General features: G+C 40.5%; 7 protein-coding genes. 2 read left to right on the top strand and 5 right to left on the bottom strand.

Annotated features, from left to right (window positions below; genetic code table 11):
- Positions 1 to 727: SDR family NAD(P)-dependent oxidoreductase (locus B2X72_RS00450; RefSeq protein ID WP_286848014.1), on the top strand; the 727-nt coding region annotated here is incomplete at its 5' end.
- A gap of 58 nt (positions 728 to 785) precedes the next feature.
- On the opposite strand, the gene B2X72_RS00445 is transcribed toward B2X72_RS00450, so the two are convergent.
- The 5 genes from B2X72_RS00445 to B2X72_RS00425 form a co-directional block, all read right to left on the bottom strand.
- A complete protein-coding gene (locus B2X72_RS00445; RefSeq protein ID WP_286848012.1) occupies positions 786 to 2,249 on the bottom strand; it encodes a sulfatase family protein in 1,464 nt (487 codons plus the stop codon).
- A gap of 13 nt (positions 2,250 to 2,262) precedes the next feature.
- Positions 2,263 to 3,822, bottom strand: a complete 1,560-nt coding sequence (locus B2X72_RS00440; RefSeq protein WP_286848010.1) for a sulfatase family protein — start codon at positions 3,820 to 3,822, stop codon at positions 2,263 to 2,265.
- Between the two features lie 152 nt (positions 3,823 to 3,974).
- Positions 3,975 to 4,559: a YdeI/OmpD-associated family protein gene (locus B2X72_RS00435; protein WP_286848008.1), complete on the bottom strand. Its 585-nt coding sequence runs from the start codon at positions 4,557 to 4,559 to the stop codon at positions 3,975 to 3,977.
- An 8-nt stretch (positions 4,560 to 4,567) separates the two neighbouring features.
- The gene (locus B2X72_RS00430; protein ID WP_286848006.1) at positions 4,568 to 5,032 is read right to left on the bottom strand and encodes an SRPBCC domain-containing protein; all 465 of its coding nucleotides are present in this window, start codon (positions 5,030 to 5,032) and stop codon (positions 4,568 to 4,570) included.
- A 1-nt stretch (position 5,033) separates the two neighbouring features.
- Complete coding sequence (locus B2X72_RS00425) at positions 5,034 to 5,354, bottom strand: ArsR/SmtB family transcription factor (RefSeq protein ID WP_286834878.1); 321 nt, start codon at positions 5,352 to 5,354, stop codon at positions 5,034 to 5,036.
- Between the two features lie 213 nt (positions 5,355 to 5,567).
- Here B2X72_RS00425 and B2X72_RS00420 point away from each other — a divergent pair, with 213 nt between their 5' ends.
- Positions 5,568 to 6,200, top strand: coding sequence for a hypothetical protein (locus B2X72_RS00420; protein ID WP_286848005.1), 633 nt, complete (start codon positions 5,568 to 5,570; stop codon positions 6,198 to 6,200).
- Positions 6,201 to 6,235 lie beyond the last annotated feature (35 nt).

The following is a 6,235-nucleotide window of genomic DNA, read 5'->3' as shown; positions in this document are numbered from 1 at the left end:
AGCTTTAGTAACAGGGGCGGGTTCGGGGATCGGACTGGCAGTTGCATTGGCTTATGGTAAAGAAGGTGCAAAAGTCGTTGTCTCGGATATCAACGAGCAAGCGGGGAATGAAACCGTAAAACAAATTGAATCTCTAGGAGGAGAAGCTGTGTTTTTCAAAGCAGATAGCTCATCTCCCGCTGACAATGAGGCCTTGGTTGGTTACGCTGTCAAGACATTTGGCCGGCTTGATATTGCATGCAATAATGCTGGTATTGGTGGAGAGGCTGCACTAACGGGAGATTACAGTCTCGATGGATGGAAAAAAGTAATTGATATTAATTTCAATGGCGTATTTTATGGATGTAAATATCAAATAGAAGCCATGGAGAGGAATGGAGGCGGTGTTATTGTCAATATGGCTTCCATTCATGGTACCGTGGCTGCACCTATGTCAAGTGCTTATACTTCAGCCAAACATGCTGTAGTGGGACTGACAAAGAACATCGGCGCAGAATATGGTCAAAAAAATATTCGTTGTAATGCGGTTGGACCTGGTTATATTGATACACCGTTATTGGCTAAGTTGGATAAAGAGCATATCAATGCGTTAATCAGTAAACACCCCATTGGACGTTTGGGAAAGGCAGAGGAAGTCGCTGAGCTGGTTCTTTTTCTAAGTTCGGATAAATCGTCTTTTATGACCGGTGGGTATTACCTAGTTGATGGTGGTTATACTGCTGTTTAACAGATCAGTTTAAGAAAAAAGGGATCCAAATGTGTCGTGTTGGATCCCTTTTTTTGCACTATAATTGTGCTGCCGGACGTATTTCAGTCCCTTCCATGTTATTTAATCCGTCACCCAACGTGCGACGATATTTATCTGCTACCTGTTGGAGTTGTTTGACAATTTCGGGATATTGATCTTTTAGGTCTCTATCTTCACCGGGATCAATTGCAAGATTATATAATGCCAAGGGGACTTTTACTGTAGCATATTTTCCTGGATACCGATCGCCGCCTATGGTTGCAGATGCTTCGTATGTTTCGGTTTCAGCAGGAAAAACAAGCTTCCATTTTCCTTTTCGGATTGCTTTCAAATTGTTTTTATTATGATAATAAGCGAGTTCATCTCGTGGAGTACTTTGGGTATTACCCAATAGAAGCTCTGTAAAATCAATCCCATCGATTTTCTTTGTTGGCTTGACTGCCTGGGTAATATTGACAATCGTTGGTAGTAAGTCCATATTGGTCAAAAGCTGGTTACTTACAGTTGCGGGTTTAACATGACCGGGCCAGCTTATAATGCAAGGTACTTTTAATCCACCATCAAATATAGTTGCTTTACCCTCTCTGAGCCCTCCTGTCGAACCGGCGTGGTTTCCAAACGTGAGCCATGGACCATTGTCACTCGTGAAAATAACAATAGTGTTTTCGAGCAGATGATTTTGTTCCAACGTCTTCATCACTTCGCCTACGGACCAGTCTACTTCTTCCATAACGTCCCCAAACATACCGGCACCGCTTTTGCCTTTAAATTTTTCGGAAACGCCAAGTGGGACATGTACCATGGCATGGGCTAAATAGAGAAAGAAGGGGTTATTTTTATTACGTTTGATAAAAGAGACCGCTCGGTTTGTATAATCGGTGGTCAATTGATCCTGACCATCAAAAGAATCGATAATTTTAACTGTTTTGTTGCCTTTTACTAAAGGAAGTGGGGGGTATTGGGCCCGCCAAAAAGTTGAATCTTGCCATTTTTTTCCTTCATAATCGTAGGCCCACATATCATTGGAGTAGGGAAGTCCATAGAACTCGTCAAAGCCATTTTGAAGGGGAAGGTAAGGCTCTTTATGTCCAAGATGCCATTTTCCGACCATACCGGTTTTATATCCCTTGCTTTTCAATAGTTCGGCGATCGTTTGTTCATCGGGGTTAAGTGCAAATTTGGCATTATGGTCAATCGCGCCGCTAATGCCAATTCGCGTAGGGTAGCAGCCAGTTAATAGGGCACTTCGGGAAGCTGTACAGATTGGCTGCGCGGCATAAAAATCGGTGAAACGAAGACCTTGTGCTGCGAGTTTATCGATATTTGGCGTTTGGTAAGGGCCACCACCATAGCAGACTGGGTCGGCATAGCCCATATCATCCATTAAAATTATAATGATGTTTGGGGGTGGAGCTGGTTTATTCTCATCCGTAATAGAAGCTGCTGAAGCTCCAAGGGTAAATAAGAATGATATAAAAGAAAATATATACTTCAAATCCATCGTTTGCATTTAATTATTTAACGATTAAGTATTCTTGTTTGAGAACCTGCTGAAAAGCTGCCCTTGTTGCATCATCATCGCCCGCTTCAGCTTTAAGTTTAGCCAACTTTTTCTTCAACCTGGCAATTTCTTTGACATATTTTTTGTCTAGAATGGCATTGTGTGTTTCCATGGGATCTTGCTGCAGGTCATAGAATTCCCAAGCAGGAGCTGTTGTTTTGGAGTCGCTGCCCGTCATTTCTAATGGCTGTCCATAGAAATAGATCAGTTTGTAGCGTTCATCACGGACTCCAAGATGCGCCGGGCGTATTGGTGCATGTTGCCAGTAACGGTAATACATGGCAGACCGCCATGCTTTGGATGTATTTCCTTTGAGGTTATTCCGGAAGCTTTCGCCTTGGATGTAGGCGGGTTTTTTGATGCCGGCATAGTCTGCAAATAGTGCAGCGAAATCGATATTTAGAATCATGTCGTCTAATCGACTACCAGCTTTGATTTCTTTGGGGTAGCTGATCACAAAAGGCATGCGCAGTGATTCTTCGTACATCAATCGTTTATCCATAAAATTGTGTTCTCCTAAGAAGTATCCTTGGTCGGAAGCCAGGATCACAACGGTATTTTCGTCCAAATTTGCCGCTGTAAGATAGCGCATAATTTTCCCTAGATTATCATCGATTCCAGCGACGCAACGCAGATAATCTTTGAGGAACTTTTGGTAGATCTTTTTGCGGGCTTCCAAAGGGTCCATTCCTTTTGTTGAAAACGGAAGCTCAGGATAAGACGTCCAAAAAGGGCCTACCGAAGCTTGCTCATAACGGTGGCCAAGCTCCTCCAAGGGCTGCCCTTCAAAAGAGCGTCCAGTTGTGATTGCTCCTGAATCCAAAAATGTTGGGGGATAAGGAAACTCCACATCTTTGTAGTAATCTTTGAATCGCTCGGCAAAATCAAAGGGTTCATGCGTCGCTTTGTAATGACACATTAAGAAGAAGGGTTTATCGGGGTTGCGTGATTTTAACCAATCCAGACTCATCGTTGTGGTGATATCATCTACATAGCCTTCGTAAGGTGTACCGGCCTCTTCCTTATCATTCCAGTTGTCTTTAGAGAGGTAAGTCGGGTTATGATAAACACCGTGTCCAGGAAGAACTTTAAAATCGTCAAATCCACTTGGCCTTTTTTTTAGATGCCATTTCCCAAACACAGCAGTTTGGTAGCCCGCATTATGCAGATCCTTGGCGATATTTTCCTTATCGGGATCCAACGCATCTTCCAGTGTGTAGACTTGGTTTTTATTACTGTACTGTCCTGTCAGTATGCTTGCACGGCTAGGGGTGCAAATTGAATTGGTACAGAATGTATTATTGAGTACCGCCCCCTGACTGGCTAATTTTTCAATATTCGGATTTTTGACAAAATCTTTTAAAATACCGCCATATACGCCCCATGCTTGGGCTGTGAAATCGTCCGTTAGGATAAAGACGATATTGGGGCGTTGTGTTGCGTTGTTCTTTTTCTGTGCTTGTGAAAAAATGGGCAATAGGCCGCAGATGAGCAATACAAATTTTTTATTCATGTGAATTCAGCTATATATTAGTCGACGAATTGACTATATCGGATTGCAATAATAGTTATAATCGTTCGTCTTGGTCTGGTTCTGTCTATTTGATTGTAGACAAATCTACTCTTTATAGACAAATATATAATGGATAAACTGTAATAAATATGTTAGTCATCGATACCTTTTCCATCTAGAATATGCTGGTAATATTTTTCGATTCTCGCCTCACGTGTTTTCTCTTGTTTTGCCTGGTTAAAGTAGAATAGATACCCTTTTTGTCGACCTGGTGTAAGGGATTGAAAAGCTTTTTGAAGTAAAGGGTCTTCAAGTAAGGCGCGCTTAAATTCTTCCGCTACAGGGTAATCGGCAGCTTTTCGCATGTCAACTTTCTTGCCTGATTTTTCAATTTCGATGGCCTCCTGAATATATGTCGATATCACTTCTCGCAATGATTCTATCTGCTCAATAGAGGTGAATCTAAGCTGTCTGGCTGACTGAACATTTTCGGTTTGCTGGATCAGTATATTTTTGGGATCTTTTAATAATGCACCTTTATGGAATAGCAGCGCACAGTATTCTTTAAACCCGTGTATCAATACGACATTTTTACCTTCAAATGTATAACAAGGATGCATCCATTTATAATCCTCTTGCAGTGTTTTATTGCCACGGACAATTTCTCTCAACAGATTGAATTCTTCATTCCATCTTGTCGCATTTTCAAAAAAATGTTCAATTTTTAGATTCATCATGTAGTGCTTTAGGTAAGTTTAGCAAGAATTTCTTGTAATCTGTTGTGCGCCATATTGATTCCTCGCGCAAAAGGCATCTGTAACAGCTGGTTCCGAAATGCGACCGACTGAAATATTATATGGATGTGAAGCCTGCTGCGTTCTGCACTTATTTTTTCAAATGTTAAATATTCCAACTGTACGGGAAATGTGCTGTTTTCCATTTCAAAAGTCCGTGTGATGCGTTGATTGGGGAGGAATTCATGTATCGTTCCATTTGCTTTGAACATGACCTGGCCATTGTGCGAAGTTTCAAATGCATAGGAGCCATGCTTTTTATTTTCCAATTTCAGGACTTTAGTTCCCATCCACTGTTCGAAAATTTCGGAATCCTCGTATGCTTTGAAGAGCAGTTCAACAGGCAAATCGAATTCCCTTGTAATGATAATCTCCTGTTTATTATCCTCCGCCTGGACGTTAGTTTTTGACTCCATATTATTTGTTCTTGTAGTTTTGCATAATAGTTTCCAATTTATTGAATCTGTCATCCCACATTTGACGGAAAGGTTCAATAAAATCCGCAATTTCTTTCATCTTCGATGGGTTGAGTTGATAATATATCTCGCGTCCATTTTGTTGAAACTTTAATAATTCACATTCCGTCAATATTTGCAAATGTTTTGAAACGGTCGGTCTTGCCGTATTGAAATTGGCTGCAATTGCACCAGCAGTCATGGCTTGTGAGGCTAGAAGAAGTAAGATCGCTCTTCTGGTTGGGTCTGCTATAGCTTGGAAAACATCTCGTCTTAAGTTCATATTGATTTATTTGACTACTAATATAAGTGTAGTTATTTGGCTACGCAAATTTTTTATAAATTATTTGTAACGGAATAGCTGGGGGTGGAGCTAACGTGGATCAACGAATAAAAATTTTTTCCTGGCGAATTTAAAATGAAAGCGATCGGGAATTAAACCTATGGATCAATGTTTGGTGAATAATGTTAAATTAGCGTAATTAATTATAGCAGGATGAAAACACAGTTATCGTATTTAAAAAAATTAAGCGTATTGGGGACGAAAACCTTAGTCAAATATTATTTGCTGGCTATTGTTTCGACTTTACTGTATTTGGTGGTTGGCAGTTTTCAGTTTAAGGCTAGTCATGAAGCTTTCTTTTTGACGGTCAGTCCTGCGCAAGCCGCAGCTAAATTCATTTGGCTGATTGGACTGATCCTGCTACCTGTACTACTTTTTATTTTTAGCAACAAATATGTATTTTCAAAGATTGCAAGTCTTGTTGTAGAAGAAAGGCAGGATGATCTCATTCTTCCGGCATTTGATAAAGTATTATTAATTTTTCAATCGAATCAGCCCGATGTAATACAAAATGTCGCTGATTATTCTTTTGCAAAACTTAAATTGATCAATGACGTGAAAAATAATAAAATCGAGAGCCCTTGGGTGCGACGAATTGTCATTTTTGGTCTGAATAAAGTGAGATTTGATGCCCTCGATTTAGACAAAAACGATAGCTTTTATGCGATCGTACGATCGAAGTTTATCCAGGTACTCGAAATCTTAACAGAACCAAGTAGCAAACCATTTTGGCTATGTATTCTTGCGCAATGGCTTATTCTACTTTTTGTGTGGCTGGCCAACTAAATGTGTTGATCACTGCAAGCAAGCAAGCAAGCAAG

Source organism: Sphingobacterium sp. UBA7253 (assembly GCF_002472745.1).
GTDB classification, from domain to species: Bacteria; Bacteroidota; Bacteroidia; order Sphingobacteriales; family Sphingobacteriaceae; genus Sphingobacterium; species Sphingobacterium siyangense.
The sequence above is the reverse complement of the archived record's forward strand: the minus strand, read 5'-3'. Positions and strand labels throughout refer to the sequence as shown.